This window comes from Dietzia sp. PP-33 (genome assembly GCF_033790845.1).
GTDB lineage: Bacteria > Actinomycetota > Actinomycetes > Mycobacteriales > Mycobacteriaceae > Dietzia.
On record NZ_JAMYEI010000011.1, the window covers coordinates 1 to 25,320 of the forward strand.

The 25,320-nt window shown below is 68.3% G+C and carries 28 protein-coding genes and 2 tRNA genes; 11 read left to right on the top strand and 19 right to left on the bottom strand.

From position 1 onward, the window contains the following. Nucleotides 1-324: 324 nt before the first annotated feature. From NJE57_RS16875 to NJE57_RS16890, 4 genes are all read right to left on the bottom strand, one after another. Nucleotides 325-834 carry a DUF3145 domain-containing protein gene (locus NJE57_RS16875; protein WP_319029689.1) on the bottom strand — a complete coding sequence of 170 codons (510 nt, stop codon included), beginning with the start codon at nucleotides 832-834 and terminating at the stop codon, nucleotides 325-327. Nucleotides 835-1,183: 349 nt separating this feature from the next. Further along, a complete protein-coding gene (locus NJE57_RS16880) occupies nucleotides 1,184-2,059 on the bottom strand; it encodes a serine hydrolase domain-containing protein (protein WP_319029690.1) in 876 nt (291 codons plus the stop codon). 109 nt (nucleotides 2,060-2,168) lie between these two features. Beyond that, nucleotides 2,169-3,749 (bottom strand): hypothetical protein, encoded by a 1,581-nt coding sequence (locus NJE57_RS16885; protein ID WP_319029691.1) that lies wholly within the window; start codon nucleotides 3,747-3,749, stop codon nucleotides 2,169-2,171. Further along, nucleotides 3,746-4,708, bottom strand: coding sequence for an ABC transporter ATP-binding protein (locus NJE57_RS16890; RefSeq protein ID WP_319029692.1), 963 nt, complete (start codon nucleotides 4,706-4,708; stop codon nucleotides 3,746-3,748). The genes NJE57_RS16885 and NJE57_RS16890 overlap by 4 nt, the downstream gene beginning before the upstream one ends. Before the next feature lie 59 nt (nucleotides 4,709-4,767). On the opposite strand from NJE57_RS16890, the gene NJE57_RS16895 reads away from it, so the two are divergent. The 4 genes from NJE57_RS16895 (at nucleotide 4,768) to NJE57_RS16910 (ending at nucleotide 7,846) form a co-directional block, all read left to right on the top strand. Beyond that, a complete protein-coding gene (locus tag NJE57_RS16895; RefSeq protein WP_319029693.1) occupies nucleotides 4,768-5,877 on the top strand; it encodes an alpha/beta hydrolase in 1,110 nt (369 codons plus the stop codon). Between the two features lie 189 nt (nucleotides 5,878-6,066). Continuing rightward, nucleotides 6,067-6,447, top strand: a complete 381-nt coding sequence (locus NJE57_RS16900) for a hypothetical protein (protein ID WP_319029694.1) — start codon at nucleotides 6,067-6,069, stop codon at nucleotides 6,445-6,447. Nucleotides 6,448-6,867: 420 nt separating this feature from the next. Continuing rightward, nucleotides 6,868-7,446: a hypothetical protein gene (locus tag NJE57_RS16905; RefSeq protein ID WP_319029695.1), complete on the top strand. Its 579-nt coding sequence runs from the start codon at nucleotides 6,868-6,870 to the stop codon at nucleotides 7,444-7,446. Between the two features lie 46 nt (nucleotides 7,447-7,492). Beyond that, on the top strand, nucleotides 7,493-7,846 hold the full coding sequence (locus NJE57_RS16910; RefSeq protein ID WP_319029696.1) for a hypothetical protein: 354 nt from the start codon (nucleotides 7,493-7,495) through the stop codon (nucleotides 7,844-7,846). Nucleotides 7,847-8,436: 590 nt separating this feature from the next. Here NJE57_RS16910 and NJE57_RS16915 read toward each other — a convergent pair. Further along, entirely contained in the window at nucleotides 8,437-9,051 is a 615-nt protein-coding gene (locus NJE57_RS16915) for a recombinase family protein (RefSeq protein ID WP_319029697.1), read from the bottom strand. A gap of 341 nt (nucleotides 9,052-9,392) precedes the next feature. Between NJE57_RS16915 and NJE57_RS16920 the strand changes: the two genes are divergently transcribed. Next, nucleotides 9,393-9,620, top strand: a complete 228-nt coding sequence (locus tag NJE57_RS16920) for a hypothetical protein (RefSeq protein WP_319029698.1) — start codon at nucleotides 9,393-9,395, stop codon at nucleotides 9,618-9,620. Between the two features lie 138 nt (nucleotides 9,621-9,758). Here NJE57_RS16920 and NJE57_RS16925 read toward each other — a convergent pair whose 3' ends face one another. The 8 genes from NJE57_RS16925 to NJE57_RS16960 form a co-directional block, all read right to left on the bottom strand. Continuing rightward, nucleotides 9,759-10,364 carry a hypothetical protein gene (locus NJE57_RS16925; RefSeq protein WP_319029699.1) on the bottom strand — a complete coding sequence of 202 codons (606 nt, stop codon included), beginning with the start codon at nucleotides 10,362-10,364 and terminating at the stop codon, nucleotides 9,759-9,761. After that, nucleotides 10,364-10,525, bottom strand: a complete 162-nt coding sequence (locus tag NJE57_RS16930; RefSeq protein ID WP_319029700.1) for a hypothetical protein — start codon at nucleotides 10,523-10,525, stop codon at nucleotides 10,364-10,366. The genes NJE57_RS16925 and NJE57_RS16930 overlap by 1 nt, the downstream gene beginning before the upstream one ends. Then, nucleotides 10,522-11,097, bottom strand: coding sequence for a hypothetical protein (locus NJE57_RS16935; RefSeq protein ID WP_319029701.1), 576 nt, complete (start codon nucleotides 11,095-11,097; stop codon nucleotides 10,522-10,524). Before NJE57_RS16935 ends, NJE57_RS16930 begins: the two co-directional genes overlap by 4 nt. Further along, nucleotides 11,094-11,270, bottom strand: coding sequence for a hypothetical protein (locus NJE57_RS16940; RefSeq protein WP_319029702.1), 177 nt, complete (start codon nucleotides 11,268-11,270; stop codon nucleotides 11,094-11,096). Before NJE57_RS16940 ends, NJE57_RS16935 begins: the two co-directional genes overlap by 4 nt. Continuing rightward, entirely contained in the window at nucleotides 11,267-11,692 is a 426-nt protein-coding gene (locus NJE57_RS16945; RefSeq protein WP_319029703.1) for a hypothetical protein, read from the bottom strand. Before NJE57_RS16945 ends, NJE57_RS16940 begins: the two co-directional genes overlap by 4 nt. Next, nucleotides 11,689-12,048 carry a hypothetical protein gene (locus NJE57_RS16950; RefSeq protein ID WP_319029704.1) on the bottom strand — a complete coding sequence of 120 codons (360 nt, stop codon included), beginning with the start codon at nucleotides 12,046-12,048 and terminating at the stop codon, nucleotides 11,689-11,691. Before NJE57_RS16950 ends, NJE57_RS16945 begins: the two co-directional genes overlap by 4 nt. A gap of 43 nt (nucleotides 12,049-12,091) precedes the next feature. Then, nucleotides 12,092-13,288 carry a DUF3631 domain-containing protein gene (locus tag NJE57_RS16955; protein ID WP_319029705.1) on the bottom strand — a complete coding sequence of 399 codons (1,197 nt, stop codon included), beginning with the start codon at nucleotides 13,286-13,288 and terminating at the stop codon, nucleotides 12,092-12,094. A gap of 499 nt (nucleotides 13,289-13,787) precedes the next feature. Then, nucleotides 13,788-13,961 (bottom strand): hypothetical protein, encoded by a 174-nt coding sequence (locus tag NJE57_RS16960; RefSeq protein WP_319029706.1) that lies wholly within the window; start codon nucleotides 13,959-13,961, stop codon nucleotides 13,788-13,790. A 310-nt stretch (nucleotides 13,962-14,271) separates the two neighbouring features. Between NJE57_RS16960 and NJE57_RS16965 the strand changes: the two genes are divergently transcribed. Both NJE57_RS16965 and NJE57_RS16970 read left to right on the top strand, forming a co-directional pair. Further along, nucleotides 14,272-14,697 carry a hypothetical protein gene (locus NJE57_RS16965; RefSeq protein ID WP_319029707.1) on the top strand — a complete coding sequence of 142 codons (426 nt, stop codon included), beginning with the start codon at nucleotides 14,272-14,274 and terminating at the stop codon, nucleotides 14,695-14,697. Then, complete coding sequence (locus NJE57_RS16970) at nucleotides 14,694-16,013, top strand: tyrosine-type recombinase/integrase (protein ID WP_319029708.1); 1,320 nt, start codon at nucleotides 14,694-14,696, stop codon at nucleotides 16,011-16,013. Before NJE57_RS16965 ends, NJE57_RS16970 begins: the two co-directional genes overlap by 4 nt. A 16-nt stretch (nucleotides 16,014-16,029) precedes the next feature. Here NJE57_RS16970 and NJE57_RS16975 read toward each other — a convergent pair. Both NJE57_RS16975 and NJE57_RS16980 read right to left on the bottom strand, forming a co-directional pair. After that, nucleotides 16,030-16,106: transfer RNA gene (locus NJE57_RS16975), tRNA-Ile, on the bottom strand. Between the two features lie 54 nt (nucleotides 16,107-16,160). Continuing rightward, nucleotides 16,161-17,546 carry a carboxylesterase/lipase family protein gene (locus NJE57_RS16980; protein WP_319029709.1) on the bottom strand — a complete coding sequence of 462 codons (1,386 nt, stop codon included), beginning with the start codon at nucleotides 17,544-17,546 and terminating at the stop codon, nucleotides 16,161-16,163. 59 nt (nucleotides 17,547-17,605) lie between these two features. On the opposite strand from NJE57_RS16980, the gene NJE57_RS16985 reads away from it, so the two are divergent. Next, nucleotides 17,606-18,028, top strand: coding sequence for a nuclear transport factor 2 family protein (locus tag NJE57_RS16985; protein WP_319029710.1), 423 nt, complete (start codon nucleotides 17,606-17,608; stop codon nucleotides 18,026-18,028). A gap of 52 nt (nucleotides 18,029-18,080) precedes the next feature. Here NJE57_RS16985 and NJE57_RS16990 read toward each other — a convergent pair. Next, a tRNA-Asn gene (locus NJE57_RS16990) sits at nucleotides 18,081-18,153 on the bottom strand. Between the two features lie 81 nt (nucleotides 18,154-18,234). After that, entirely contained in the window at nucleotides 18,235-20,241 is a 2,007-nt protein-coding gene (dnaG, locus tag NJE57_RS16995) for a DNA primase (protein WP_319029711.1), read from the bottom strand. A gap of 68 nt (nucleotides 20,242-20,309) precedes the next feature. Here dnaG and NJE57_RS17000 point away from each other — a divergent pair, with 68 nt between their 5' ends. Both NJE57_RS17000 and NJE57_RS17005 read left to right on the top strand, forming a co-directional pair. Further along, the gene (locus tag NJE57_RS17000) at nucleotides 20,310-22,388 is read left to right on the top strand and encodes a TPM domain-containing protein (protein WP_319029712.1); all 2,079 of its coding nucleotides are present in this window, start codon (nucleotides 20,310-20,312) and stop codon (nucleotides 22,386-22,388) included. Between the two features lie 4 nt (nucleotides 22,389-22,392). Then, on the top strand, nucleotides 22,393-23,733 hold the full coding sequence (locus NJE57_RS17005) for a serine hydrolase (protein WP_319029713.1): 1,341 nt from the start codon (nucleotides 22,393-22,395) through the stop codon (nucleotides 23,731-23,733). A gap of 76 nt (nucleotides 23,734-23,809) precedes the next feature. Here the strand turns inward: NJE57_RS17005 and NJE57_RS17010 are convergent, their stop codons facing one another. Further along, nucleotides 23,810-24,151 carry a hypothetical protein gene (locus tag NJE57_RS17010; RefSeq protein WP_319029714.1) on the bottom strand — a complete coding sequence of 114 codons (342 nt, stop codon included), beginning with the start codon at nucleotides 24,149-24,151 and terminating at the stop codon, nucleotides 23,810-23,812. A 49-nt stretch (nucleotides 24,152-24,200) separates the two neighbouring features. Continuing rightward, the gene (locus NJE57_RS17015; RefSeq protein ID WP_319029715.1) at nucleotides 24,201-24,815 is read right to left on the bottom strand and encodes an NAD(P)H-dependent oxidoreductase; all 615 of its coding nucleotides are present in this window, start codon (nucleotides 24,813-24,815) and stop codon (nucleotides 24,201-24,203) included. Nucleotides 24,816-24,881: 66 nt separating this feature from the next. Between NJE57_RS17015 and NJE57_RS17020 the strand changes: the two genes are divergently transcribed. Further along, nucleotides 24,882-25,295 (top strand): MerR family transcriptional regulator, encoded by a 414-nt coding sequence (locus tag NJE57_RS17020; RefSeq protein ID WP_319029716.1) that lies wholly within the window; start codon nucleotides 24,882-24,884, stop codon nucleotides 25,293-25,295. The last annotated feature ends 25 nt before the right edge of the window (nucleotides 25,296-25,320 follow it).

Below are 25,320 nucleotides of genomic sequence, written 5' to 3' on the forward strand. Positions count from 1 at the left end.
CAAGAACCCGCACCGCTACCACCGACGCCCACGCGCCCAATCCGTGCACGACAAATCCTGGATCAACAAGCCCAACGAGCACCAACCCGCAAACTAGCAACTGCCTCAAACAGGTTGACAGCTACCGAGCGGTGCGGGCGGGAGTGCATCCCCGAAGGCGTCTGTCAGGCGCACGAGCGGATGCCGCTGGGCTGTGGCGCGGAGAGGACATTCACGTCCCCGCCCCGGCCCCTCGGCACCCGGGCACCGGCACACGACAACGCCCGCGCCCCTGCGACGGGGTGCGGGCGTTGACGTGTGGAGCCGGGAGCCGGAGCCGAGCGGTCAGCCGACGCGCGAGAGCCAGGTGACCTCGGCAGCCGCCGGGTGACCACGGAGCGGCTCCAGGGCGCGGTCCCAGGCGGTACCGAGCTCCGCTTCGACCGCCGTGTGGAACGCGGCGGGGCCGGCCGCCATGAGGTGCCGGAGCCTGTTCTCCGCGATCACCACATCGCCGCTCGCGCCGGTCTGGCCGCGCCACATGCCCAGTTCCGGGGTGTGCGAGAAGCGTTCGCCGTCGACGAGGTCGCTCGGGTCCTCGGTGACCTCGAAGGCCAACATGGACCACTTGGCCAGAGAATCGGCCAGGCGTGCACCGGTACCGACCGGGCCGATCCAGTCGACGATCGCCTTTCGGGCGCCCGGCTGGGCCGGCTGGTCCTCCCAGCGCATGGCAGAGGTCGCGTCGAGTGTGCTCGCCAGAGCCCACTCGACGTGAGGACACAACGCGGTAGGCGCGGCGTGGATGAACACCACGCCGGTCGTCGTATCCGCGAAATGGTTCAGATCAGACATCGCTTCACTCCCGACTCACTGAGGGACGTCTTCCCCAACGACCTCGCGAAATCGTGTGAACGATGATTCCTATGTTGTTCTTGAACACCACTGTGCCTCAAGTGAACGAATTACACCAGCGACACTTCTGCATTCTCAGCAAAACTACAGCACCGTAATCCCGCCGATGTGAGTCCCCGGCGGCGTGTCGGCGAGGACGCGTCAGGGCGTCCCGGTGCAACCGTGCACGGGCGCGTCCGCGTACGAGAAAGACCGCGTACGGGAGAGGCCGCGTAGAGGTAAGGAAGCGCACGGGCATGACGGCCCGAGGGTGTCGCGGGGTACCGGCGACCCCGCGTGCCGGGGAGCCCTAACCCCCGAGGGAGTCCTCCGGCCGACTTCGATGGGTGGCGGCGTCCACCACCCGGTCCGACAGCTCCGGCCACACCTTCTTGGCCCAGTCCCCGAAGTCCCGGTCGGTGAGTACGACCAGGGCCGTCTCGATCTCCGGCTCGACCCACAGGAGGGTGCCGGACTGCCCGAAGTGGCCGAAGGTCGCCGGAGAGTTGTGCTGGCCGGTCCAGTGCGGGTACTTGGCCTCACGCAGCTCGAACCCCAGACCCCACGGGCAGGGCTTGTGCATGCCGTACCCGGGCACGATGCCGTCCAGTCCGCGGAACTGCTCGGTCACCGCCTCCTCCAGTGTCTCGGAGGCGAGGAGCCGCGGGGACACGAGCTCGCCGGCGAAGGCGACCAGGTCGGCGAGACTGGCGGAGGCGCCGTGCCCGGCCGAACCCTCAAGGGTGGTCGAGCCCATCCCGAGCGGCCGGTACACCGCCTCGGCGAGGTAGTCGGGAAAGTCGATCGCCGTGGCGTCCGCGATGTGGTCGGCGAGTACCTCGAAGCCGGCGGACGAGTAGATGCGACGCTCCCCCGGTGCCGCCCGCACCTTCTCGCGATCACTGAAGTCGAGCCCGGACGCGTGCGCGAGCAGGTGCCGGACCGTCGACCCCTCGGGCCCGGCCGCGTCGTCGAGGGAGATGGCCTCCTCCTCGACAGCGAGGAGCGCCGCCACGGCAACGATCGGCTTGGTCACCGAGGCGAGCCGGTAGACGCGGGAGTCATCGCCCCGCACGGCCACCGCACCCTCCGGCCCGATGACCGCTGCCGAGACGTGGTCCACCGGCCAGTCGTCGACCACCGCCAGGGCGGCCTCGAGCCTGTCTCGATCGAACTCGTCCGACATGGGTTCCTCCCGGGTGGTGTGGGGTCCGGCCGTCTCCGGCGGGGGCGTCTCAGGCTGTGAGGTCAGTGTGTCAGGTCGACGCGGCGTCAGGTCCGCGGTCGGGTCCGCGTCACGTCCGGGGTACGTCGCGCCGCCGGAAGCCGACCAGCCCGGCGCCCAGCAGGACCACCGTCACCACCAGCAGTACCACTACGCCCGTGGTGTCCACGGGTCCGACCGGGGCGCTGCCCACCGCACCGAACGGGGACAACCGCATCTGGGCCTCGGTGAGCTGCAGGGTGGGCCCCATGAACGTGACGCTCGCGGCGACGGCGAACAGCGCCCACGCCAGGGTCTGCATCCGGGGCACGCCGCCGAACAGGGCCACCGACAGCCCGACGAACACGAGGACCGCGGGCACCTGCCAGGTCCCCGCCGCGACGATCCGCCCCATCGAGTCCGGGTCGTCCAGCGCGACGGAGGTGGACAGCGCGAACGCCGCGGAGCCGGCCACCACGACCACCACCACCCCCACGGCCACGACCGCGGCGTGCAGGGCCAGCCACGACCACCTCGACCGCCCCGCCGCGAGCTCCAGTTCGAGTCGCCCGGAGGTCTCCTCCCCCCGGAGTCCGCCGAGGGACTGGAGGGCGAATCCCGCGCCGAGGATCCCCACGAACACCACGAGCATCTGCACGAGCGAATCGACGAGTGCCGGGGACTCGACCAGGAAGTCCGCGAGGGCGGGATTGGACGAGATGGCCTCCACCACGACGTTCATCAGTGCGCCGTACATGGTCATGAGCGCCACGACGCCGATCGTCCATCCGACGAGAGCGCCGAGGTGCTGATGTACTGCCCCGCCGAGCTCGGATGCCCGCCATCTCGACGCGGTCGCCGGTCCGGTGCGGGCCGGAACCATCCCCGCCCCCACGTCCCGGCGGCCGGAGAGCCACAGTGCGGCCGCGGCCAGCGACCCCGCGGCCACGACGGCCACCACCAGCGGGAGGGCGGAGGTGTCGCCGAACGGACGAACCAGGCCGTGCCAGCCCAGGGGCGAGGTCCAGCTGACCCAGTTCTCGTTGGTGTCGCCGATGCCGCGGGTGACCAGCGTGAGTCCGGCCAGTGCCAGGCCAGCCGCCCACAGGGTGCGGTTGTGGGCCACCACCTGCGCGAGGACCGCCGTGGCGGCGGCGTACACCCAGCCGGTGGCGACGAGCGAGGCCGCGTAGAACGCCCCGCCGATCGGGTCGACCGAGATGAGAAGAGCCGCCGCCCAGATCCCCAGGCCGAGCAGGACAAAGATCATCGCGACGACGACGAGGGCCGCCGTGACCGGGGCGAGCCGACCCGTCCCGGCGGAGAGCAGGAGTTCCGTCCTGCCGGTCTCCTCCTCCCGGCGGGTGGACCGGGCGGTCAGCGCGACGGCCATGATCGGGATGGCGAAGGAGGCGATGAACGCGAACTCGTTCATCATGACCCCGCCCAGGGTGTCGAGCCCGGCCACACGGCCGTTGAGCATGATCATCGACTCGCCGACGGACGCGGAGTACGTGGCGATCTTCTCCGGTGTGTCGTAGAGCGCCGCGATCGACGCACCGGTCACCAGATACAGCGCGACCAGGGCGAGAACCCAGGTGGCGGCGGACCGCCACCCGGTACGCAGCGCGATCCGGCTCAGCAGGCCGGTGCCGGCGAGGGCCGAGGTCACCGCGGGTCCCCGGTGTCCGCGGCAGAGGTGGTGGCTCCGGCGCCGGGCCCGCCGGAGGAGTAGGCGCTGCGGAACAGGTCGTCCAGACTGGGCGGAGTGGCCGTGAGGGTGTGGATCCCGGCGGCGTGCAGGATCCCGGTCACCTCCCCGAGGCGCTCGGTGGGCACGTGACAGCGGACGTCGTACCGCCCCTGTTCGGACGGTTCTATCCGCGGGCGGTCGAGCCCGGCGACGGACCCGAGAGCGCGGGGCTCGGTGTCGGTGACGGCGTGGACCTCGGTGGAGGTGTGGCGTCGTAATTCGCCGAGGGTGCCGGAGCTGACGGTGCGGCCGTCACGGATGATGCTCACCCGGTCGGCCAGGGCCTCGACCTCGCCCATGATGTGGCTGGACAGGAGCACGGTGGATCCGCCGTCGACGGCCTCCCGGACGCAGTCCTGGAACACCTGCTCCATGAGCGGGTCGAGTCCGGAGGTGGGCTCGTCCAGCACGAGGAGTTCGGCGCCGGAGGCCAGGGCCGCGACGAGGGAGACCTTCTGCCGGTTGCCCTTGGAGTAGTCGCGGGTGCGCTTGGTGGGGTCCAGTCGGAATCGCTCGATCAGCTCGTCACGGCGTGCCGGGTCGAGTCCCCCCAGTGCGCGTCCGAGGATGTCGATGCACTGGCCGCCGGTCAGTCGCGGCCACAGCGTCACCTCCCCGGGCACGTAGGCCAACCGGGAGTGGAGTTCCACCGCGTCCCGCCACGGGTCGCGCCCGAACAGCGTGACCCGCCCCGAATCGGCCCGCATGAGCCCCAGCAGAATCCTGATGGTGGTGGACTTGCCCGAGCCGTTGGGGCCGAGGAACCCGTGCACCTCTCCGCTGCGGACGTCCAGGTCCAGACCGTCGAGCGCCCGCGTCGCGCCGAACGTCTTGACCAGGTCCTCGACATGTACCACGGGGTCGGAATCTGAACGCATGACCAGTCCCTTCGTCGATTCTCCCCGATCATCCACCAGATCCTCGGCACAATGTGGCAATGCGCTCACCCATGTCCGGCCACCGGGCCTACGCCCCCACGATCAAGGACCGACTCACCAAGGCCGCGATGACCGCCTCCGGCGCTCTGCCCGGAAAGGTGATCCAGCTGGCCGCCGGCACCCCGCGTCGGATCGACGGCCAGGTGCTGGATCCCCACTTCCAGGCCGGGATCCGCGTGATGTCCCTGCTCTCGGAGGGTGAGTACGAGGACATGACACTCGAGCAGGCCCGCCTGACGGTGGAGCGCTCGGCGTTCACCGTCTCGGGCGACCGGATCGACCTGGCCGTGGTCAAGGACCTCGTCCTCCCGCTTGCCGGTACCGATCATCCTGGCGACGAGTCCGCCCGCGCCGACCTGCCCGCCCGCCTGTACTCCCCCGTCCACGGCGATGAGTCGTTGCCGATGCTGGTCTTCTTCCACGGCGGAGGGTGGGTGCTCGGGAGCATCGACTCCCACGACGCGACCTGCCGCTACATCGCCCGCGCAGGTGGACTCAAGGTCCTCAGCGTGGACTACCGGCTGGCCCCCGAGTTCCTCTTCCCCACCGCCGTCGACGACGCACTGGCGGCGTTCCGGTACGTGCGGGACAACGCCGACTCTCTCGGTGTCGACCCCGGGCGGATCGCCGTCGGCGGGGACAGCGCGGGCGGCAACCTCGCCGCGGTCGTGTGTCAGCAGACCCGCGACGCGGGCGAGAAGACCCCCGACTTCCAACTGCTGTTCGTCCCCGCGACCAACATGTCCGCACGAACGCGTTCGTTCGAGCTGTTCGGCGAGGGGTTCTTCCTCACGGCGGAGAACATGGAGTTCTACGAGAACACGTACCTGCGCTCGGACGACGACCGTCTCGACCCGCGGGCCTCCCCGCTGCTGGCCGACGACTTCTCCGGACTGCCCCCGGCTCACGTCGCCACGGGTGGCTTCGACCCGCTGCGGGACGAGGGCGAGGCGTACGCCCGGAAGATGGCCGATGCCGGGGTCAGGGTCTCGCTGCGCCGGCATCCGACCCTGGTCCACCCGTTCGTCAACGCCGTCGGCGCCACCCCACTCGCCCGGGCCGCACTGTCGGAGGCCGTGGGCGCGCTGCGGATGGGTCTGGCGTACTGAGAAGTCCCCACCGACTGCAGCGACCGTGAGCCGCGTGGACCTGGCACGTGGTGCCCATCTCCGCGAGCGTGGCTCGAAGTTCTGCTCAGATGAGTAAGCCGACGCTCGAACCCTCGTCGTGATGTCCGTACGCCGTTCCCGCCCGGATCGGCGTAGCCAGACGCCCTCCCGGCATCTACTCTGATGATCGTGAAGGGACAGCAGCTCGGCAAGCTCAGCCTCCGGCTGGACGCGATCTACTGCCTGGTCCTCGGAACCATCGTCGCCGTCGCCTCGGCCCCGCTCGCCACCACGGTCGATCTACCCCCCATGGTGATCCTGGCAGCGGGGATTGCCGTGGTGGTGTGGGCGGGTCTCGTGGAGTGGATGCGCGCGAGCCTCGATCTGCGCCTGGCGTTGCGGGTCGTGATGGTCGCTAACATCGCAGCGACCCTCGCTGTCGGCCTGGTCTCCTTCATCGCTGCGGCTTTTCTGGCGGTGCTGGTGATCCTGGCCGTCGCGGTCGACATCGCTCTCTTCGCGGGCAGTCAAGCACTCGCGCTGGACCGGCTCCGCACCGCGGCCACGTAGGACTCTCGGGCGACGCCAGCCTCAAATGGTGCGACGACGCCAACACCCTGGGCCGGGCCTCGAACGGCAACAAGGTCCGAACCCCGATCAACGACGTCGTCGGCAAGGATCCGGGCCTCGTCCGCAGGGTGGGGCCAGCGGGGCTCGAACCCGCGACCAGCGGATTATGAGAACGTTCCTGGTTGTCCAGCCGGTTGTTGGGGTTCACAACGGTTCCATTCGCAAAGGTCAGCACGCCCCGAACTGTCCACACGCTCTGCCGGTGAACAACGGTCACACTCGGTTGGTGACCACGGCGTGACCAGAGATAACCTGCTACCCCGCCGCCGCGACGTGTACTTGCCGCGCTGCAACAAGTTGTGCAATCAGGGCCCGCATCGCCGCACCGACAGTGTCGGACCTCGCGCCTAGGCTTCCCCCATGGGAATCGCCGAACTAGCAGATCCGTCCTGGTGGACCGTCCAGCGTGGAGGGCTTGCAGTGGCGACGACAACAGCCGTGATCGCCCTTGGCTCAATGCAACTTAACCGCTTCAACATTCGGGAGTCATACCGGCCGATCATGATTGCCAGGCTCGAACACGGCGGGAAAGCCAGGAGCCCACTCGACCTGGTCATAGCTAACGTGGGGCGAAGCCCGGCACACCAAGTCAAGGTCACATTCGACCCGGACCTGCCCACGGCAGAAAAGAGCCACGACGGGCAATCCAGCGTTATCCCCCTCTTGCGGAAGCGATACAGGCAGGTATTCCCTGTGTGGACTCCAGGCGTCGAGCGGCGAAACACCTACTGGATCATCGACGGCTTACCGAATCAGGACGGGGAGGTCGATAGTGTCGACGGGGTGCCCCGGGAAGTCGTAGCAGTGATTCGGTACAAGCTCAGTTCGCGCCGCTTGGCGCGTTCCATCACCGAGCGCTATCCGCTGAGAATATCGGAGATGGAGAACGAGACCTTCAGAACGGCCACGACCGACACGAGCACCCACCAACGCGACTAGGGCCAATCCGTTCCTCTCCGACTGTCGCGAGCACTACCATCTCTTCATGATCAGGGCCGTTGCCGCCGTTTCTGTTTTCCTTCTACTCGCCGGATGCACCAGCGGCCCATCGCTAGACCAGCAGCAGCAGGCATGGGACGCCGACATAGAAACCCAGGCGTGCGAATCCATCGAACTGCTCACCCCCGGGTCACTCGAACGCGGCTGGGCTGTCGAGAACGCAGCCGAAGGCAACCTCACGGCGGACGACGTACGGGCGTTCGGCAACGGCGGCGACGACAGCCCCTACCGCTGCGCTGGCGACACCTTCGACCGCTACTACCAGGAATGGCTAGTCGAAGACTTCCCCGAATCCCCCAAGGGCCAGGCCGGAGAAACCACCAGCCCACCCGCGCCATAGCGGTTCATGATCAGGTGTGATGGTCGCCTAGCGAGCGTAGTACTGGACTGTGATACTACCTTGACCAGCGGATATGCATCGGCCATGCTGGAGCGTATGGACATAAACGAACTCGCCGCCAAGCCCATCCACCGCCCGCCCTACGCCGGGGCCGCCTGCACGGCTGGGGGTTGCACCGCCGAAGCCGTCGGGACAGCTATGCCGGTTGAGCCGAAGCTCTGTCCGCCAGGGGTCACGTACGGAACGCTCGGTGGATTGCGCCCCTACTGCGACAGCCACCTCGCGGCGTAATCGGGTCTTTACAGGGCGCGCCATTCCCATGCGCCGCCGCTCCATATGCAGATGCGCACAGCGTCGGCCGCGACCCCGTTGCCAACGCGGCACAGGTGGCCGGCCCATTCTGCTGAGGCAACGGGGAGAACGGACGCTCGCCCGATTCGGCGGCCCGCTATCGGGGGCTCAGTTGGGTGTGGGCAGGGGTTCGACCCACCCCTATACCACCTCATAAAACCCTATAAACCCAGGAGGCTTTCGCGTGCAGATTGCTCATGGTGTTGCGGGTCTAGGTTGCAGGAATTGTTGGAGCGAGGTCAGGCATTGGTGGGGGCTGGGGCATTCAGTACGCGGATGATGGTGGACCGGGAGACGTTGAACGTGTCCGCGATCTCTTCGAGGGTGGCATCCTGCTCGTGCCGCATACGGCGCACCTGCTCAACCTGACGAGGCGTGAGCGCGGGCTTGCGGCCACCCTTACGGCCACGGGCACGGGCAGCGTCGAGACCAGCGCGCGTGCGTTCAGCGATCAGGTCACGCTCCATCTGCGCAACCGCACACAAGACGGTGAACATCATCCGGCCCGCCGGGGTCGTGGTGTCGATTCCCTCGGTGAGGCTGGCGAACTGCACACCATCGGCCTCGAACTGCTCCACGGTGGCGATCAGGTGCTTGGTGGTGCGCCCCAACCTGTCGAGGCGCACAACGGTGAACACGTCGCCGGCCCGGAGGTGAGCAAGGGCGGCGTCGAGACCAGGGCGGGTGGTGGTGGTGCCGCTGACACCGTGGTCTGTGTAGACGATGCCGCACCCCGCGTCCCGAAGGGCGTCGAGCTGCGAGTCGAGCGACTGGTCGGCGGTAGACACACGGGCATATCCGACACGGGCGGGGTCGCCTTCGGCGAACCGGACGGGGGCGGTGGTCTTGGTCATGTCCCTACCGTTCCACAAACGGTGTCGAGACGCAATATTGAACCGTTGATTTCGCACATGGGTTTTGAACCGGTGGCTCCCTGGGGAATCGCCGCGGCGGCGACTGGCGGACACACCGTGCCTTAAACACTCGTTTGTGAAACGCGCACTAACACCCAACAACGTGCTTATCGGAGTTCAAAGAAAGTGCAATCTGTCGCCTATTCTCGCCCCTATTGCAAGATCATTGAAGCCCTTGACCTGCGACGGTGGTCGCTCTAAGGTGGTGTCACCGGCTGCCACCGGACCCCGGAAGGAATCCACCACGAGAGGTTTGATTTCTACTACGGAGAGGTTCGGAAATGAATAACTACGTGATCCGCGGAGACGGCGAGACGACTCTGGTCGGCTGGGGTGCCATAGCCAACGAACAGAGATCGCGCATCGTCCGCCACGAGATCTCCATCGCTCAGGGCAACGAAGCCGTGACCGTGGATGTCGACCAGGTGGAGGAGCTGATCACTGCGCTTCGGTTCGGGGTCCAGCTCGCGCGAGAACTCAAGATGGACGACCCCAACGTCTTGTCCTGACTCGCAAACGACGACACCCCCGACACCAACAGGTGCCGGGGGTTCGTTGTGCTGGTCGTGGCGCGGACACGACCAGCTCGGCGGGAGGGCTACGGCATCACACCGCAATCGGGCACCCCGCCCGCCGGGATCAGGGGGTCAGTAGACGCGGCCTCGGAGCTGGTCGAGGTTCTGCCGACGCTTCGACTTGTCCGCCACGTGCGGCAACTTCTCACCCTCGATAGCCGTCGGCGAATACTTGACCCCGCGCCAGGTGGGCCACGCCCGTCCACCATCTGCCACCACCACGTGGTCACCTTCGGCGGTGCGGGCGTCAATCGGTCGGACAGTCGGCACCCCAGCGTCACGGCAGACGCGGGCCAGCGCGGACACCTCGGCATTGTGGGCGCGGGCGGTCTCCACCTCGGCTTCGATCACTTCGAGGTACGCGGTCCACGCTGCGTCGATTCGGGCTTCGGAGGCGGCCCGGAAGTCGGCGTCGATCCCCTTTGCTAGATCGTCGGCCCGGGCGGCGGCGGCATCCTGTGCGGCCTGCTCCCGCTTGCGCTCGTGGCGAGACTTGCGGCCGGTCTCGACCTCCACCTCTGCCTCTGCCCGGGCGCGGGTCTCGGACAGCTCGACAGGGTCCACGTCCTGCCCACGGCCCACGAGGGACAGGAGGGCGTCGAGGGCATCACGCCAGAGGGTGCGCTCGGTGAACGTCTCGTCGTCGGTGGTCTCGGTGTTAGGGGTGCTCGTGGTCATCAGTTGGCCTTCCGGTTCGGGAACAGGTGCTCGTGCCAGGCCTTCGGCCCGGTCGGGGTGGTCTCGGGAGTGAGGGGCATCTGCTTGCCATACCGGCGCGCGTGCCTCTCGGCGGGGCCGGACGGTTCGTCAGGCTCGGGAGGGGATGAGGTGGCGGTCATAGGTCGTTCTCCTGGTCGAGGTCGTGATGGTCGAGGTGTGCGCCCGGTTGCCCCATATGGATCGGGAAGTTGCCGTTCTCGTCGGGCGGGATGATCCCCAGCTCGGTAGCGCGGATCTGTGCGTGCAAGCCGTCGAGCCATACGCGGGCCATTCGGAACTCGTCGGCTTGGTCGTCCGGGACCGTTGCGCCGGCCAACACCGCTTTCTCGACACCGGTTCCGAACGCTCTGTGGAGCGCGCTCACGGCGGCGGGATTAAGGACGGTCGCGCCTAGTTCGATGTACAGCCGGCGGCCTGCACGCTTGGCTATCTCGGCTGCCATTGCTGCGAGGTGCGCCCGGTCTTCGGCCATCTGCTCGGCTCGGGATCGGGTGGCGACCTCGGTGGCGGCCGGGTCAAACTCGACACCTGCAATCCGGGCTGCGTTCGTGACGGTCGAGGGCGACACGGCGAGTGCTCGGGCTATTGCGTTCCGGCCGTGCCCCTCTGCTGCCATCTCGGACACGGCCGGGGCGATCTGCTCGGCTAGGGGCGGGTCTTTTCCGTCGTGCCCGGTCACGTCCCAGGTCACGGCTCGTCCACCACCGGGAGGGCGTCGAGGGCGCGGCGAGCTGCGATCAACGGCGCGGCCGTCCGCAACACTTCGCCGATCACCGCGAACAACGACGGATCTTCGAGCACAAGGTCGAGTAGCTGGTCGGTCAGCTCGTCACGTGACGCCTTGGGGCGGGGTTCGGTGGTCATGCTGTCTCCAGGAGGTCGAGGGGTTGGAGTGGCAGCCCGTAGCGGCGTGCTGCTCGGTCGGCGTGGTGGGCTCGTGGGTCCGCGTGTATGCGGGTGACGGTGAAGCGGGAACCGCGCAGACACCGGACGTTGGTCGGGGGCCATACCGGCATGCTGGGGTCATCGAGGACTGGGCCGTCGAGGTGGCCCTCGCACACCACCAGCCACTCGTACAAGCGGCGCGGGTTGGTGCTGATCCATTCCAGGAGGGGCGTGGGATCTTCGGTGACGTAGACACCGCACGAACAGTCAGCGACGGGTGGGGCGTGGCCGTGCTCGCACCGGGCGGTGAACACACCGGCCGCGTCGAGGGCTTCACGCGGCAACCAGTCCGACCGGATAGTCCCGTCAGCGTGGAGCTGCATCAACCGCCAGCCGATCACGCGGCGACCTCCCCGGACTCGGTGAAGGTGACTTCGGTGTCCCGTACCGGTTCGGTGGTGGCGCGGCGCTCACGCTCTGCGAACTCGGCACGGAGTGCGGCGTTCTCGGCTTCGATTGCGTCGTGATCCGGTTGGGGAGGGGCGGTGACCATCTTCAGCACATCGGCCGGCCACTGTTCGGTGACCAGTGCGAGGACCAGGAGGCGGCGTGTCCACGACTCGGATAGACGCTGCGTTTCGAGGACCATCTCACGCGGGTGCGTGTTGGCAAGGTGCCGCAACTCGGAGAGCTTCTGGTGGGCCTGCGCTGCCGGGGTGCCAGCGACAGGCGGCGAGGTGGGGAGATCGAGACTCACGGGGCAGATCCTTTCGAGGGTTCAGTGATCCGGTTCAGCCGACTTATCCGGTTGCGCCGGTTTCCCCGGGAGGGGTGATCTGCAAGCGGGACCAGATGGAGCGAAGGTTCACGAGGGCGTATCCGCGTGGGCCTCGGGTGTCGGGGCGGCTGGTCATCACCCGGAAGTTGCCCGCGAGCATCCGGCCCATGCGCTGCGCGGTGAGAGGCTTTCCGAACGGGGAACCATGCCCCCACTCGTCCGGGTGCACGCCCGCGAGGCGGGTGGTCAGTTCCTCGGTGGCAACGAACCCCCGGGGGTCTCCTGCCCCATCGGTGGGCCACACCTCGGCCAGGTGCCGGAGCAAGCGGATATGGGGCTTCTCGATGGTGATGCCGTCCTCCCGGTCGGCCTGCTGCTGCGCAAGGTCCACGAGGGCGAGGCGTTGGACAACGGCCGGCCAGTGAGCGCCTGCGGCGTCCGCCACCCGTGCGAGGGGGGACCACTTCTCTCTGTTGCGGCCCTTGATCCCTGCGGGCAGGGGAGGGCGGATCGAGCGGACGTGCTCACGGATCGAGTCGGTCCACGCTGCGACCATCTCAGCGAGAGCGCGGGTGTCGTCTTCGATCAGCTCCCAGTCGGATTCGTCCACGGTCTCGTCGAGGTCGGGGAACAGTAGGACGCGGATGCAGCGCTGCATCGTGTCCGGGGGCAGGTTCGGACTGTTGCCGGCCATCGCCACGGGACCGAACGTCGAAAGCTCTTTCAGCTCCCACCCGCTCTCTTTCGAGGGCACGAGGGTCGGGCGCTGACCACCACGCTTGTAGCCGGAGTTGATGACGGCGAGAAGGTCGCCAGTGTTGTCCTTCGACTGGTCGAGACTGCGGTCAGCCTCGTCCACAAGGATCGTGCGCGGCTCGTGCTCCAGGGCGCGCGCGAGCATGGCCGGCGACGACAGGGAGGCCGCCATCATCGGCTTGTATGCGAGCGCGTTGATGTGTTCAAGCACGGTCGTCTTGCCGGACCCAGGCATCGGTGAATCGATCAACAGTCGCGGCGTGGTGTACGTCTCCACCACGAGGTACGTGTGTGCGGTCCACAAGGTGATGAGGTCGAGGTCCCCCTCTGTCACCGTGCACACGTATCGGGCGATGTGGCCCCGGAGCTGGTCGAGGACGAAGCTGGAGCCGGTCCCGTGGGGGGTCTCTTGGAAACCGGATAGACCGGATATGTCGGCGCTGGTGGATACATCGAGGGTCACGCAGCCACCTCTCCGGCCTTGGTAGTGAGGTGGTCGAGGATCAGGCCAACACGGGCGATGGCGGCCTTTTCTTCGGCTGTGAGGGGCACCCGGGACCAGAGCGCACGGAGCGTGGCGAGGTGCTGCGCATCGGCAGGGGCGGGGTCGAGCACGTGCGACTCGGGGGCGGGGTCGAACGCGGGACGGGCATCAGGATCACGGCGACCACAGTCGAGCGGAGGCTGTCGGAGGCCGGCGTCTCGGCGGCGCTTCCAAGCGCTGAAGTCTGCAACGTTGGTGTTTCTCGGGGGCACGTTTCGCACCTGTCTGGCCGTGTAAGGTGGCCGTAGTTGCTTTTGGAACCCCCGCAATAGCCCTGCCAGGCTGCGGGGGTTTCCTCTATTTCGGGGTGTGTTCAGGGGTCGCTGACCACCGGATAATGAATCCGATCACGCTTCGATCCGTGCAGGTCAGGGCCTACGTGGTCACGGTGTGATCACGAGTCGGGGTGATCGACGACTCAGGCAACCTCGGCAGGTTCCTTCTGGTCTATGCCAAACAGGTCGAGCAGGCCCGCGACCGGGACAACCATTCGGTTGCCGACGCGCAGGACGTTGACGGGGAACTGACCGCGCGCAGCGAGGCCGTAGCCGGACGACGCCGAGATGCCCAAGATCGAGCACGCAGTCGGCATGTTGGTTCGAACGCCTAGATCACGGATTGCGCTTGCTGTCCACTTTGAATCTGCTGGGGCACTCACTGCCACGCTCCATCCTCGGGATTTGCTTACGGGACAGATGTTAGTTGCTCCAGGTGGGTGCGAACCGGTCCGAGCAGTCTCAAACGGCGGTTTAGCTGGAATTTTCGGCACGCACGTTGGTCCATGTTGCTGCAAGAATCACCCATCTTGACCAATGTTCGAGAGGCGAGAGTGCACCTCCTGCGTTACGCAAACTTGCTACGTTCCCTATCCATGGATGTCGCAGATGAGCTACAGTCTTGGCATGGAAAGTACAGAGATTGGCGTGTCGGACGTTGTCAGTGCGAACGTGCGCCGAGTCCGCACCGACGTCCGCGAGTGGTCGTCGACAGAACTCGCGCGGCGTCTCGCCGGCCTAAGCCGCTACAACTGGACGCGCTCGATGGTGACGCGGGCAGAGACCGCTGGGGGCCGCGCATGGCGCATCGACGACGTGGTGCTGTTCGCGGCGGCGCTCCAAGTGAAGGTCGATGACCTAATGCAGCCGGTGAACAACTCCGGATACGTCAATGCGTCGGGGGCGAACGTGCACCTGAAGACGGTTCGTCGCCCTATTGCACCGCCCGTCGGGGCGACGCTCGCCGATCTGGACAACATCGACAAACAGCTCGCGTTGGTGAAGAACGTGGTCGACGAGGTCGCACGCAAAATCACCGGAGGGACACGATGAAGGGCAGCGTTCGCAAGTACACCGTGCGGGGACAGAAGCCCGGCGTATCGGTCACGCGGTGGATGTACGTGGTGGACCTCGGCACCGATCCCGTGACGGGCAAGCGGGTTCAGGAGCGTCGACGGGGGTTCGACAGGAAGTCCGATGCAGACGATGCGCTCGCAAAGCGGGTCGGTGAGGTGTCCGAGAAGCGCGTCGACCTCACCGGCCGGAACCTCACAGTGAGCGCATGGCTCGACACGTGGCTGGAACAGAAGATCGCCAACGGCCTGCGCCCCGGCACCGCTGCCTCATACCGGGGACACATCGACCGCTACCTGAAGCCGCTGCTCGGTTCAAAGAAACTAGTGGACCTCTCCCCTGCCGACGTCGAATGGCTACTCGTCGAGATCCGTAAGCCCCGCCCAGCACCCGCCAAGCGCACGCGAGGGCAGCACGCGACCCCAAAGCCGATGGGGCCAGCCACCGCCCGCCGCGTTCACGCCACGCTCCGGTCGGCCTTGTCGACAGCGAAGATGCGGCGGTACGTCACGTTCAATGCGGCAGCCGATGTCGAGCTGCCGAAGGTTGCTCGGCACCGGGTGAAGCCGTGGTCCCGCGATGAACTGACCAAATTCCTCAACCACGCCAACACAGAAGCCGACGGGCCACTGTTCGAGATGTACGCCACCACAGGACTTCGCCGTGGCGAACTGCTGGGGCTGCGCTGGGCCGACATCGACCTCAACGCCCGCATCCTCACCGTGCGCCAGCAACTCACCGAGAACACCCAGAACATGACCGGGCCGGCTTGCAGCGTCTGCGGGCAGCATCACGGTTCAGTCGCGTTCGGTGAGCCGAAGACCGAGAACGGCCACTACAGGCGCGTTCCGCTGCTTGAAGGGGTCGTGGGTGCCCTGATGGTGCACAGGCTGGCACAGGGCGAACTGAGGACCGATCACGCCGACATCTGGGTCGACCACGACCTCGTGTTCCCTCGTGACGACGGGACGCCGCTGCTGCCGTCCGGGGTATCGGCCCGCTTCCACGATCTGACGGACGCGGCCGGTCTGCGCCGTGTGCGTCTGCACGACCTACGGCACGGGTATGTGTCCTTGTTGCTCGAATCGGGAGTCGACATTGCCGCCATCTCGAAGATCGTGGGCCACTCGTCGATTCAGATCACGGCCGACATCTACGGGCACCTCGCGGATACCGCCGCGCAGTCGGTGGTTGACGCCGCTCTGAACGGTCTCAGCAGCGTCCGTGACCACGGCGTGACCACGGGGCCTGTTTCACCGCCCGTGACCTCTGCCAGCACCAGTGAAAATCGGTGACTAACAGGGGATCTAATGGTGGGGCCAGCGGGGCTCGAACCCGCGACCAGCGGATTATGAGTCCGCGGCTCTAACCAACTGAGCTATAGCCCCCCGCGCGCGCCGGGAACGTCACCGGCACGCGCGGCGCAATCCTAGCAAGCCCCGTCAGCGCGCCTCCGGCCACCAGACCGCGCGCACGGCCGCGAGACCGTCCTCGACCAGAGAAGCAGGGTCGTCCCACGCCATGACCTGCCGCCCGGAGGACTCGTAGGCGGGGTATCCCGGGTCACCTCGGGTGACGAAGTCGACCCACGATTCGTGCATCGCCTCGACCAACTCGGCAGGCGCCGGGGTGCCGAGATAGCGCTCCACGTTGTCCCCGTTCGGCACCGCCCAGAAGAAGGGCAGGTCGGCGCAGTGCCTGGGGCCGTTGCCGCCGGTCCAGCAGAAGTCGTACACCCACGTCGGGTCTCCGGCGGCGACCCTCGTCTCCGCGGCCCGGGCGACCGTCGAGTGGATCGCGGCCGCGTCGATCACCGCGCCCACGCTTCGCCGCAGCGACCGACCGTTCGACTGACGGGCCAGCGCCCTGAGCCCCTGCCTGGGGAGCTGCTGGGACAACGCCATGAACGCGGCCCCCGGCACCAGGGCTGGACCCGGGATCCTGTCGGATACGGCCTCGAACTCCGTCGCGGTGGAGCCGACGAGAAGCGGTACGTGTGTGCTGATCCCCCCGGCGACCGCCTCCAGCGGCGGGCCGGGGACGGTCTCGCCACCGACCACCGGCCGGAACGGGAGGGTGAACTGGTTCTCGCGCCGCAGCCGCCGGTGGAACTCGTCGACGGCGCCGCGTCCCCCGGCCGCGAGCCCCTCCGCGGTGACCTCCTTCGGCGGATGGGTCGCCGGGGCCCGCAGGACCGCAGGGGACGCCGCGATCGCCCCGTGGAACAGCCCCGCCGCCGGAGGGGAGCCGAGCAGACACAGCACCGCTCCCCCGCCGGCGGACTGACCCGCGACGGTCACCCGGCCCGGGTCGCCTCCGAACGCCGTGATCTCGTCGCGCACCCACTCGAGGGCGGCGATCCAGTCCAGCAGCCCGCGGTTGTCCGGCGCGTCGGGGAACGGGGTGAAGCCCTCCACCGCGAGCCGGTAGCCCACAGAGACCACGACAATCCCCCGCCGGGCGAACGTAGCTCCGTCGAACCACGGTTGGTGCGACGACCCCGATTCCCACCCACCGCCGTGGATCCACACCAGCACCGGGTGGTCGCCCCCCGTCGCCGGCGCCCACACGTCCACGTGCAGCACGTCGCTGCCCGCGACGATCGGCTCGGGGATCGCCGGATCCGGATCGAACCTGAGCCGCTGGGCCGTCGCGGCGGGCCTGGTCGCGTCGCGGGTCCCCTGCCACGGCTCACGGCGGACCGGGGCGGCGAAGCGCCTGTCGCCCACCGGGTCCTCGGCGTAGGGGATCCCGTAGAACCGGACGACGTCGCCGAGGTCGGTGCCTCGCACGCGGCCGGTCGAGAGGGTGACATCGGCGTCGGTCATGGGCGCAAGGTTAGCGACGACAGCTGAGATCTCCCGGCGTTCCCTGCTACGAAGGGAGGATGACGAGTGACAGGGAACAGATCATCGAGCGGCTGGCCGATGTCGCCACCGCTTTGGACACCCGTGACTGGGCCGGGTTGGGAGAGCTGTTCACCGAGTCCGCGACCGGATACGGGGCGACCGGTCGGGAGGCGATCGTCGAGATGGTGCGGGACCACCTGGGCGGGTGTGGCCCGTCCCAACACCTGTTGGGCAACCACCGGGTCCACCTGACCGTCGACGGAGACGAGGACCGGGCGCAGAGTCTGACCTACGCGAGGGTGCTGCACATCGGGACGGGAGACCAGTCCGGACTCACGTACGAGTGCTTCGGTGAATACTCGGACCTGTGGACACGGACGCCAGCAGGATGGCGGATCGCCTCCAGGAGGTTCCACATCGCGTTCGACCGCGGTGACTTCCGCACGCTCCAACCCGGCTGACCCCACAAGAAGGAGCAGGCCAGGGGCAACTGCCCCTGACCTGCTCTTGATGCTCCCCCATCTGGACTCGAACCAGAAACCCTTCGATTAACAGTCGAATGCTCTGCCAATTGAGCTATGGGGGATCACTGCTGGCGACCGACTAGCACGTCGGACACCGAGAACTCACCTTAGTGCGAGGGCGGCCACCGGACCAAATCGGCAGGTCAGGCTATGTCCGGCGTGGCGCCCACGGCCTGGTCGAGCAGCCCGCGCCGGTACTCCTCCAGCGCGACGAGGTCGCCGAACAGGGCAGAGTACCCCTCCGGGTCCCCCGCCGGACTCATCCGTTGCACCTTGGACTTGAGGTCCGCGATCTGGCCGGACACCCACACCTCCTGCAGGCGAGCGAGCACACCCGAGACATATCGGGGCAGCGCGTCCTCGGCCACCCGGAGGGTCTCGACGGCGAGAAGACCCACCAGCTTCTGCAATCCCTCGTCCTCGAGGCTCCCGGACACCTCGGAGACCCAGTTCGCACCGCTCTTGCCCGCAGCGCACCCCCCGGCCCGCGACAGCGCGTCGGCGATACGGGCGTAGGCGGGATGGGTGTAGCACTCGCCTGGGAGCGAGTCGAAGAGCGGACCCGCCAGGCCCGGATACTGCAGTGCCGACTTGATCGCCTCACGTTGCGGCCAGAGCACCGGGTCGGCCGCCGAGGGCAGGGGGACGCCCGTCGGTGCGGCGGGGGCCTGCTGTGCCCCGCGGGCGCCCGTCTCGTCGTCGTCGTACCTCCCCCTGCCCCGTTCGGCACGGTCCCGCTGCGGGCGGGGTCCACCCCCGGGTCCGCCCGGACCACGCCCACGGGGGCCGGGACCGGCCGAACGGGCGCGCCCCCTCTTGCGCGCCTCCTCACGGACGCGGCGCAGCACCGTCCCGGGATCGTCCCACCCCACCCAGCCCGCCAATTGGCGGGCGTACTCGTCACGCAGGGCCGAGTCGCGGATGTCGGCCACCACCGGCACGGTCTGACGCAACGCCTCGACCCGGCCCTCTGCGTGATCGAGGTCGTACTCCTCGAGCATCGACCGGATGGCGAACTCGAACATCGGGACCCGGGCGGAGATCAGGTCCCTCACGGCCGCGTCACCCTTGTTCTGCCGGATGTCGCACGGATCCTGACCGGCCGGGGCCACCGCCACGAAGGTGCGACCCGAGAACTGCTGGTCCCCCGAGAACGCCCGGAGCGCGGCCTTCTTGCCGGCCTCGTCACCGTCGAAGGTGTAGATGATCTCGCCACGGAAGTAGTTGTCGTCCAACATCAACCGTCGGAGCGTCGACAGGTGGTCCTCCCCGAACGCGGTGCCACACGCTGCCACGGCGGTGGTCGCACCCGCCGCGTGCATGGCCATGACATCCGTATAGCCCTCGACCACGACCGCACGGCGCTGCGAGGCGATGTCGCGCTTGGCCAGGTCCAGACCGAACAGCACCTGCGACTTCTTGTAGAGCATCGTCTCGGGCGTGTTCATGTACTTGCCCAGGGTGTCGTCCTCGAAGAGCTTGCGCGCGCCGAAGCCGATCACCTCGCCCGCGAGGTTGCGGATGGGCCACAGCAGACGGCGGTGGAACCTGTCGATCAACGTCCCCCGGGAACTGGTCTTGGACAGACCCGCCGACTCCAGCTCCTTGGCCTCGAACCCCTGCCGCATCAGATGCTTGCTCATGGTGTCCCAGCCCGCGGGCGCGTAGCCGCACCCGAAGTGCTCGGCCTGGGAGAGATCGAAGCCGCGATCGGTCAGGAACGCCCGCGCGACCTCGGCCTCCTGGTCCTGGTGCAGTCGCTCCGCGTAGAACTTCTGCGCGGCCGCGTTGGCCTGGACCAGCCGCGAGCGCGTGCCACGGTCGCGCTGGATCACCTGCCCGCCGCCCTCGTAGGAGATGCGGTAACCGATCCTGTCCGCGAGCTGCTCCACCGCCTCGACGAAGCTGATGTGCTCCATCTTCATCAGGAAGGCGAACACGTCGCCGCCCTCGCCGGTGGAGAAGCAGTGGAAGTAACCGTGTTGGGGACGCACGTGGAAGGACGGCGTCTTCTCGTCCTTGAACGGCGACAGCCCCTTCATGGAGTCCGCGCCACCTGGTTTGAGCGCGACGTACTCGCCGACGACCTCTTCGATGCGAGTGCGTTCGCGGATCGCGGCGATGTCCTGCTCCGGAATCCGCCCTGCCATGCGGTCCAGAGTAACCGTCCCCGCGCCGGACCGGCGTGCCCCCCGTAGCGGGCCGATACGCTGGCCACATGATCGCAGCCTCACACCGCACCGACGTCGTCCGGAGCCCGTGGTCCCGCACGGCTACGGCCGTCGCGCTCCTCCTGACGTTCCTCGTCAGCATCACCGGCTGGGCGGCACCGTCTGCGTCCGCCGAGCCGCCGACCCGGCTGCAGCAGCAGATCACGGACAGCGCGGGGGTCCTGGGCCCGGACCGCGCCGACGTCGAGGAGCGGGTGGCGCAGCTGCGGTCGACCGACGACATCCAGCTGTGGGTGACCTACGTCGACAGCTTCGACGGCATCCCGGTCCAGCAATGGGCGCAGGAGACCGCGCGCCTGTCCGACCTGGGGGCCTCCGATGCTCTTCTCGCCGTGGCGGTCCAGGACCGCGGCTACTGGTTCGAGACCGGCGACCAGCGATCCGATCAACGTATCGCCGACCGGGACATCGAACCGCGGTTGGCGGAGGGCGACTGGGCCGGAGCGGCGATCGGCGCCGCCGACGGGCTCGGACGACAGGGTTCGGGCTCCGGTCTGTCCGGCGGGGCACTGCTGGTGATCATCGTGGTGATCGTGGCCGTGGTGGCCGCGGTCCAGGTGATCACCCGCAGGCGCCGGTCCACCCGTACGGCCCGGCAGGCCGAGTCCGCCCGCGACATCCCGGGCGATGACACGGCCCGGTTGTCGGCACTGCCGGTGGAGGTACTCGATGCCCGGGCTCGGGCCGGGTTGGTGGAGGCCGACCAGGCCGTGGACACCTCCACGACCGCGCTCGAGACCGCCGCCGGGGAGTTCGGCGAGTTGCGGACCCGGCCGTTCCGCTCCGCACTCGACTCCGCGCGGGGCGAGGTCGCCGCCGCGCATTCACTGATCCAACGGCTCGACGACGACATCCCGGAGACCACTGACCAGCGCCGGGCGATGTTGCTCGAGGTGGCCGCCCGGGCCGAGCGCGCCGAGCGCGAACTCGAGGGCCAGTCCACGGCGTTCGCCGAGATGCGGGACCTGCTGATCAACGGCGCCGCCTCCGTCGACACCCTGACCCGCCGCGCGATCACCCTGCGCGCCCGGATCCCGGCCGCCGAGGAGTCGATGGCCGACCTCCGCGCTCGCTTCCCCGCCTCCGTACTCACCTCGATCGAGGACAACCTGCCGATCGCCGGTCAACTCCTCGACGCCGCCGAGTCCGAGACCGCCCGGGCCCGCACCGCCCTCGCCCGGCCGGTGGGCGAACAGGCCGAGGCCGTGGATGCCATCACCTCCGCCGAGGAGGAACTCTCGCGCGCGGAGAAGTTGGTCGACGGTGTGGAACACGCCGCCGACGACATCGCCACCGCCCGTCGCGACCTCGATGCCCTGGTCACCGAGGTCGACGAGGAGCTGGAGATGGCCGCCCGATTGCTGAGGTCCCCGGATCTCGGCGCGAGTAGTCGGGACCTGACCGACGCCGCCGCCGCTGCGCGCGACGCCCTCGACCGGGCCCGCCGCAGCGGGGAGACCGACCCGCTGGGGACGTTCTCCGATCTGGTGGACGTGGACCGTGATCTCGACGAGGCGCTGGCCGCTGCGGGTCACGAGGCCGAGACGGCCCACCGGGCCCGTGCGGCGCGTCAGGCCGCCCTCACCCGGGCCCGCGGCGCGGTGCGGGAGGCCGACGACTTCATCGGCAGCCGCTCCTACGTGATCGGACAGGCCGCACGGACGCGCCTCGCCGCGGCAAAGGAATCGCTGGGGACCGCCGAGGCCACCGCCGGCCCGGCCGCGTTCCCCGCCGCCGACCGCGCCCTGACACTCGCCCGGGAAGCACTCCGGTACGCCCAGGACGACGCCTCGCGAACGCAGTTCACCGGCGGGTACGGAGGCCGCGGCGGCTACGGCGGTCGTGGCCGCGGTGGCCGTGGAGGGTCAGGGACCGGTGCGATGGTCGGCGGCATGGTCGCCGGCGCGCTGATCCAGGGGATGCTCCGCGGCGGCGGGTCCGGCTTCGGCGGCTCCCGCGGTTTCGGGGGCGGCTTTGGTGGAGGCGGCGGCGGTGGTGGGTTCGGCGGCGGTTTCGGTGGTGGTGGAGGCGGTTTCGGTGGCGGCGGGGCCGGCGGGCGGTTCTGACACCATGACCCGTCGGCGCAAGCTCGTCTTGGCACTGGTGATCGTCGTGGCCCTTCTCGTCGCGGCCGTGGTCGCGGCGGGTGCGTGGTACCGGCCGATGCTCCTCACCGGGACCGGGTACGCCGCGCACAACGCCTGCGCGATCCACTTCCTCACCGACCGCGACGACCCGGAGTCAGACCTACCGCCCAACCCGCTGGTGCCGCTGCTGCGGACCGAGATCGACGACTCCGAGGGATGGGCGCGGTCCTCCGTCCTGGGGGTCGCCTTTGCCCAGCAGGCCTGGGCCTCCGAGTACGGCTGCGCGGTGGGAGACGGCCGCGCGGAGGGCTCCGAGTACACCTCCCTTGTCCGGCCCCCGGACGACGGCCCCGAGGGCGTCCGCCTGCCGCGGGCCACCGATGTCCCGGCCGAGGTGGGCGCGGCACTCGACCAGGCCGCCGGATATGACGGCACGCGCGGACTCGTGGCGGTCCACCGCGGCGAGATCCTGGACGAGTGGTACGCGGACGGCTTCGGCCCCGACACCCGGCAACTCGGGTGGTCCATGGCCAAGAGCGTGGCGGCCACCCTGCTCGGCCGCGCGCAGGTCGAGTTCCCGGACGCCGACCTCGACCCGGCGAGCACGGACCTCCGCCCGGAGTGGACCGACGAGCGCTCCGAGATCTCACTGGACGACCTCATGCGTATGACCTCCGGCCTGGAGTGGGACGAGGAGTACGACCTGGGCACCCCCATCACGCAGATGCTGTTCCGCGAACCGGACATGGCCGCGTTCGCCGACGGGCAACCGCTCGCCCACGAACCCGGTATCCACCGGCAGTACTCGTCGGGCACGACCAACATCGTGTGCGACCTGCTGCACGAGCGGACCGGACTCGGACCCGAGATGGCCGACGAGCTGCTGTTCGACCCGATCGGGATGCGCAGCGCGGTGCTCGAGGCAGACGCCTCCGGCGGGTCGGTGTGCAGCTCGTACCTGTGGGCCACCCCGCGGGACTGGGCGCGGTTCGGACAGTTCACGCTGGATGACGGCGAAGTGGACGGCCGCCGACTACTGCCCGAGGGATGGATGGACTACGTGACCACCGTCGTCCCGGCCGGCGGGGAACCGGAGCCCTACGGCGCACAGTGGTGGCTCAACGACGCCGGCGACGGCTCATCGCTGCGCCTGCCGGGCATGCCCGCGGACGCCTACTGGGCCTCGGGCCACGACGGGCAGTACGTCGTGGTGGTCCCCTCCGCCGACCTCGTGGTGGTGCGCACCGGCTTCTCCCCCGGCGGGTCGATCTCCGGGCTCGGCATGGAGGGCCTGGTCGCCGACCTGACCCGGGCCGTGGGCTGACCCGGGCGACGCCGCGCGGCCTGCCACCACCAGGCGGCTCCTCCGGCCCATGCGTTCGCGGACGGCCCCGTCCGGCTCAGTAGGTGTCGTCGCTACCGCTATGGGTGGCGAGGAGTGTCACCGGGACGGAGACAGCATCGTGGATCAGTGGTTCGAGCCTCTCGACGTGTCGCCGGAATCGATCGGTCGTCGCCCATGACGTCTTGGCCTCCACGGATCGAAAACGTGTGACCACGATCAGGCTGGCTCCGTCCCGGGTTCGATAGACCTCGTTGCCTCGCCAACCGTGGGAGGCGGCCTCTGCTCTCATGTCCTGCATCTCATCGATCTGAAAGGCGGCAAGCGCATCGATGCCACCGTCGACAGGCGTGAACGTGTTGATAAGGATGTGTGGGCTTCGGTCCTGGGGACTGTTCATGGAGATCTCTCTTTCTCGTGATGATCGGATCGCGGCCGGGCGGCCGCGATCAGTTCGGAAACGACCGGTCGGCGCGGGCATCGGTGAGTACACCAGCCCACCAGTCCAGCTCTGCCAGGCTGAGCTTCAGCCGCTCGGTCACCGACTCGCCAGGCACATAGCGGTCGGCGTCGTCCAGGGATAGCCACGGGGCCGGCAGTCCCAGGCATCTCCGGGTGGTGACCATGTTCAGCTCGGCCAGTACGCCCCGCAGGTGCTCGATGGCGGAGTACCCGCCCTGGACTCCGTAGGCCACGATGGATGCGGGCTTGAGCTTCCATTCGCTGTAGTGCCAGTCGATCAACCGCTTCAACGACGCGGGGTAGGAGTGGTTGTACTCGGGGGTGACGAACACGAAAGCCCCTGCGGCGTCAATGCGAGCTGCCACCTCGCTCTCAGGCCCGCCTCCGGGATAGAGCTGACTGTCGTCGGGCAAGGTGATCTGGGCCAGGTCGATCACGTCGATCTCGACACCGCTGGTGTGCTCGAGGGTGGTGACGACCCAGTCGGCGATGCTCGGACACACCCGTCCGTCGCGGACACTGGCGCAGACCACTGCGACCCGCGTCGGGCTGCGGGTGGGGTTGACGAAGTGTTCACTGTTCTGTGGTGTCTGCGTGGTCATGTCGACCACACTGAGGGTTGAACATATGTTGAAGTCAAGGCCCGGTCGTACCCGGAGGTGGGAATCATGACGGTCACTGCACCGCGACCAGGTGCCGGTTCCGGAGAGTCTGCCGCGCGGTTGAGCACCGTTGGCGATGTCGCGGCGAAAGCTGGAGTCGCGCCGTCAGCGGTGCGGTTCTACGACAAGCACGGCGTGATCAACGCGGTCCGCACCACGAGCAACCAACGCCGCTTCGACGAGTCCGCCCCCTGCCGCATCCAGGTCGCCAGACTTGCCCAGCGCGTCGGTCTGACCGTCCGGGAGATCGCGGAGTTGTTCAGCGCGTTTCCGGCGGAGCCGGAGCCCGAAGACTGGAAACGTGTCGCCGACATGCTCATCTCCCAGGCTGAGCAGCGTGTCGCCGACCTCAAGACTCAACTGGACGCGCTCGGGTCGGGCGACAAGCTCTGCGAGATCGGCGCGCGCGTGGATCGTTGAACGCCTGACCGGGTATGCACACGAT

Excerpts from the sequence above, each read along its gene's own strand:
- NJE57_RS16915 (WP_319029697.1), bottom strand. The coding sequence starts at position 9,051 with ATGACCAAGACCACCGCCCCCGTCCGGTTCGCCGAAGGCGACCCCGCC.
- NJE57_RS17020 (WP_319029716.1), top strand. The coding sequence starts at position 24,882 with ATGACGGTCACTGCACCGCGACCAGGTGCCGGTTCCGGAGAGTCTGCC.
- NJE57_RS16905 (WP_319029695.1), top strand. The coding sequence starts at position 6,868 with ATGGGAATCGCCGAACTAGCAGATCCGTCCTGGTGGACCGTCCAGCGT.
- NJE57_RS16970 (WP_319029708.1), top strand. The coding sequence starts at position 14,694 with ATGAAGGGCAGCGTTCGCAAGTACACCGTGCGGGGACAGAAGCCCGGC.
- NJE57_RS17015 (WP_319029715.1), bottom strand. The coding sequence starts at position 24,815 with ATGACCACGCAGACACCACAGAACAGTGAACACTTCGTCAACCCCACC.
- NJE57_RS16925 (WP_319029699.1), bottom strand. The coding sequence starts at position 10,364 with ATGACCACGAGCACCCCTAACACCGAGACCACCGACGACGAGACGTTC.
- NJE57_RS16930 (WP_319029700.1), bottom strand. The coding sequence starts at position 10,525 with ATGACCGCCACCTCATCCCCTCCCGAGCCTGACGAACCGTCCGGCCCC.
- NJE57_RS17010 (WP_319029714.1), bottom strand. The coding sequence starts at position 24,151 with ATGAACAGTCCCCAGGACCGAAGCCCACACATCCTTATCAACACGTTC.
- NJE57_RS16910 (WP_319029696.1), top strand. The coding sequence starts at position 7,493 with ATGATCAGGGCCGTTGCCGCCGTTTCTGTTTTCCTTCTACTCGCCGGA.
- dnaG (WP_319029711.1), bottom strand. The coding sequence starts at position 20,241 with ATGGCAGGGCGGATTCCGGAGCAGGACATCGCCGCGATCCGCGAACGC.
- NJE57_RS16895 (WP_319029693.1), top strand. The coding sequence starts at position 4,768 with ATGCGCTCACCCATGTCCGGCCACCGGGCCTACGCCCCCACGATCAAG.
- NJE57_RS16980 (WP_319029709.1), bottom strand. The coding sequence starts at position 17,546 with ATGACCGACGCCGATGTCACCCTCTCGACCGGCCGCGTGCGAGGCACC.
- NJE57_RS16890 (WP_319029692.1), bottom strand. The coding sequence starts at position 4,708 with ATGCGTTCAGATTCCGACCCCGTGGTACATGTCGAGGACCTGGTCAAG.
- NJE57_RS16920 (WP_319029698.1), top strand. The coding sequence starts at position 9,393 with ATGAATAACTACGTGATCCGCGGAGACGGCGAGACGACTCTGGTCGGC.
- NJE57_RS17000 (WP_319029712.1), top strand. The coding sequence starts at position 20,310 with ATGATCGCAGCCTCACACCGCACCGACGTCGTCCGGAGCCCGTGGTCC.
- NJE57_RS16960 (WP_319029706.1), bottom strand. The coding sequence starts at position 13,961 with ATGCCGACTGCGTGCTCGATCTTGGGCATCTCGGCGTCGTCCGGCTAC.
- NJE57_RS16940 (WP_319029702.1), bottom strand. The coding sequence starts at position 11,270 with ATGACCACCGAACCCCGCCCCAAGGCGTCACGTGACGAGCTGACCGAC.
- NJE57_RS16985 (WP_319029710.1), top strand. The coding sequence starts at position 17,606 with ATGACGAGTGACAGGGAACAGATCATCGAGCGGCTGGCCGATGTCGCC.
- NJE57_RS16875 (WP_319029689.1), bottom strand. The coding sequence starts at position 834 with ATGTCTGATCTGAACCATTTCGCGGATACGACGACCGGCGTGGTGTTC.
- NJE57_RS16965 (WP_319029707.1), top strand. The coding sequence starts at position 14,272 with ATGGAAAGTACAGAGATTGGCGTGTCGGACGTTGTCAGTGCGAACGTG.
- NJE57_RS17005 (WP_319029713.1), top strand. The coding sequence starts at position 22,393 with ATGACCCGTCGGCGCAAGCTCGTCTTGGCACTGGTGATCGTCGTGGCC.
- NJE57_RS16880 (WP_319029690.1), bottom strand. The coding sequence starts at position 2,059 with ATGTCGGACGAGTTCGATCGAGACAGGCTCGAGGCCGCCCTGGCGGTG.